The organism is Candidatus Erwinia dacicola (assembly GCF_001756855.1).
GTDB lineage: Bacteria > Pseudomonadota > Gammaproteobacteria > Enterobacterales > Enterobacteriaceae > Erwinia > Erwinia dacicola.
Genome location: NZ_MAYS01000185.1, coordinates 1 through 2,969, shown reverse-complemented (window position 1 = coordinate 2,969; position 2,969 = coordinate 1). Strand labels below are relative to the sequence as shown.

The 2,969-nt window shown below is 55.8% G+C and carries 3 protein-coding genes and 1 pseudogene; 2 read left to right on the top strand and 2 right to left on the bottom strand.

Annotated features, from left to right (window positions below):
* The first annotated feature begins 96 nt into the window (after positions 1-96).
* Together BBW68_RS05820 and argD are read left to right on the top strand one after the other, a co-directional pair.
* Positions 97-666 carry an aminodeoxychorismate synthase component II gene (locus BBW68_RS05820; protein ID WP_070134396.1) on the top strand — a complete coding sequence of 190 codons (570 nt, stop codon included), beginning with the start codon at positions 97-99 and terminating at the stop codon, positions 664-666.
* A gap of 85 nt (positions 667-751) precedes the next feature.
* Positions 752-1,969 (top strand): bifunctional acetylornithine/succinyldiaminopimelate transaminase, encoded by a 1,218-nt coding sequence (gene argD / locus BBW68_RS05815; protein ID WP_070134395.1) that lies wholly within the window; start codon positions 752-754, stop codon positions 1,967-1,969.
* Between the two features lie 153 nt (positions 1,970-2,122).
* Here the strand turns inward: argD and BBW68_RS05810 are convergent.
* Positions 2,123-2,605, bottom strand: a pseudogene (locus BBW68_RS05810) (YccS/YhfK family putative transporter); the annotation flags it as partial.
* A gap of 28 nt (positions 2,606-2,633) precedes the next feature.
* A partial coding sequence (locus tag BBW68_RS05805) for an IS30 family transposase (RefSeq protein WP_148127559.1) occupies positions 2,634-2,969 on the bottom strand: 336 nt, incomplete at its 5' end.

The window sequence follows — 2,969 nt, the reverse complement described above, 5'->3', positions numbered from 1 at the left end:
TAAGCCCCCTCCGTTTTGTTACGTTTTAACTGGAAATGGGGTGTCTGCTGGCGACCAGCTATTTTCCTTCCGCCATTTTTCTCTGGGGGATCCCCCGTGTTGCTGCTGATCGACAACTACGACTCCTTTACTTGGAATCTTTATCAATATTTTTCAGAACTGGGGGCAGAGGTGCAGGTGCGGCGCAATGACGACATCACGCTGGCAGAAATCAGCGCGCTGGCACCGCAACAGCTGGTCATCTCCCCCGGCCCCTGTACCCCCGATGATGCTGGGATCTCCCTAGAGGCTATTTGCCACTTTGCCAGCCAGCTGCCCATACTCGGGGTGTGCCTAGGGCATCAGGCCATCGCCCAGGCATTTGGTGCCCGCGTGGTGCGTGCCCGCCAGGTGATGCATGGCAAAACCTCCGCTATTGAGCATAATGATGGCGGCGTGTTTGCCGGGCTTAATCATCCGTTGATCGTGACCCGCTACCATTCGTTGATCGTCGAGAGCCTGCCCGCGCAGTTTGAGCTGACAGCGTGGACGCTTCGCGACGACCAGCCAGATGAGATTATGGGTTTTCGTCACCGCACCCTGCCGCTGGAAGGCGTACAGTTTCACCCGGAGAGCATCCTCAGCGAGCAAGGGCATCAGCTACTGGCTAATTTCCTCAAAGGCTGATTAATGGTTGCCTTGTTATAATTTTTATGCATATTTTATGACTAAAATTCCACATTCTTGGAATAATTCAATGGCGAGGTAGTGAATGGCAGCGGAAAAATTAGCGGTAACGCGGGCGACATTTGATGAGGTGATTTTGCCTGTTTATGCACCAGCGCAGTTTGTGCCGGTGAAAGGCAAAGGCAGCCGCGTCTGGGACCAGCAGGGTAAAGAATATGTCGATTTCTCCGGCGGCATCGCGGTGACCGCGCTGGGTCATTGTCATCCTGCACTGGTGGCAGCGTTAAAATCCCAGGGGGAAACCCTGTGGCACACCAGCAACGTGTTTACCAACGAGCCGGCGCTACGCCTAGCATCTAAGCTAATCAACGCCACCTTTGCCGAGCGCGTGTTCTTTGCCAACTCCGGTGCGGAAGCCAACGAAGCGGCGTTCAAACTGGCGCGCTACTACGCCACTAAACGCCACAGCCCGTTCAAAAGCAAAATCATCGCCTTCCATAATGCCTTCCACGGCCGCACGCTATTTACCGTATCGGTCGGCGGGCAGCCGAAATATTCCGATGGCTTCGGGCCGAAACCGGCGGATATCGTCCATGTGCCGTTCAACGATCTGGCGGCGGTGAAAGCGGTGATCGACAATCACACCTGCGCGATTGTCGTTGAGCCGATCCAGGGTGAGGGTGGCGTGATGCCTGCAACCCAGGCATTTTTGCAGGGGCTGCGTCAGCTGTGTGACGAGCATCAGGCACTGCTGGTGCTGGATGAAGTGCAAAGCAGCATGGGGCGCAGCGGCAAGCTGTTTGCTCATGAGCACTACGGCGTGAAGCCGGATATCGTCACCACAGCGAAGGCGCTGGGCGGCGGTTTCCCGGTGAGCGCAATGCTGACCACTAACGAGATTGCTTCGGTGATGGCCCCTGGCGTACACGGGACCACCTATGGCGGTAACCCGCTAGCCTGTGCGGTGGCGGAAGCGGTGCTGGATATTATCAACACGCCGGAAGTGCTGAACGGGGTCGCCGAACGCCGCCAGCTGTTTGTTGAGCAGTTAAAAGCGCTGGACGCCCGCTTCGATCTATTTAGCGATATTCGCGGTCAGGGCCTGTTAATTGGTGCCGCGCTGAAGCCGCAGCATGTAGGCAAAGCGTGTGATATGCTCAATGCCGCAGCAGCAGAAGGGGTGATGGTGCTGGTTGCCGGCACCGACGTTATGCGTTTTGCGCCATCGTTGGTGATTGAACCAACCGATATCGCCGAAGGCATGGCGCGGTTTGCCACGGCGATAAAAAAGGTGCTTAGGTGATCGATCGTAGGGAGCGACCTTTTTTCCGGTCGCCCCTTGCTGATGATGGGCATGCTGCTGCGGGCGGACCGAAACAAAGGGTCTGCCCCTACGTTATTTTGAGGATTTTCTAAACCGTCATGACAGCCAGCGGCCATGATGCGGTCACTGGCTCTAGGTCAGTGATGAAATGGTATAAATCATGCCAAGATGCCCCAGAATGCGCTTCACATGGCGCTCGATAATGGTCACCGGTCCCTGATGAATATCTTCCGGTACATCCAGCACGTTCGTCTCCGAGCTCAGCCCGTCATACTCCAGCCGCTGCTGACAGCGCTGCAGCGCAATCTCACACAACTGTAAATAGCGCTCCGCCAGCGTCGGCGTGGTGTGTTCGTATGCCAGAATGGTCAGGGCGTTGATATGTCCAACGATAAACTGACTGTGCGTCTCCCACAGCTTCATATCGGACAGATATCTGGAGTTAAAGCCCGGCTCCTGCATCGCCTAATGCAGCGAGTTAAACAGCGCATTGTGCGCCTAGTTTACCTCCATGCGCTGATACGCCAGTTTCACCGCATCCTGTTCGTTGCCCAGCAGCAGCTGTAACGCACTCTGATAGATTTCCAGCGCATCGTGCGCATTCCGGCGCAGCAGCCGGCGGATTCAAGTTCGAAGTGCAACGCTAAGCCGCCTGTTTTAGCTCTACAAAGACCACTGAAGGTTGCCGGAACCCAAGGCATTTCCGTGGCCTGTTATTCAGTGCTCCCTGGTACTTGCGGAACTCGTCATCCGTCACTGCCGTCAGGTCAGTTCCTTTCGGGATAAACTGCCTCAACAACCCATTGGTGTTCTCGTTTAGCCCGCGCTGCCACGAGGCATATGGATGAGCGAAGTAGGTTTCCGCTTCCAACGCGTCAGCGACTTCCTTGTGCCGGGTAAACTCCCTGCCGTTGTCGAATGTGATTGTGTGACAGACGTCCTTATAGCCGCTCAGCAGCGAGATAATAGCGGCGGCAAC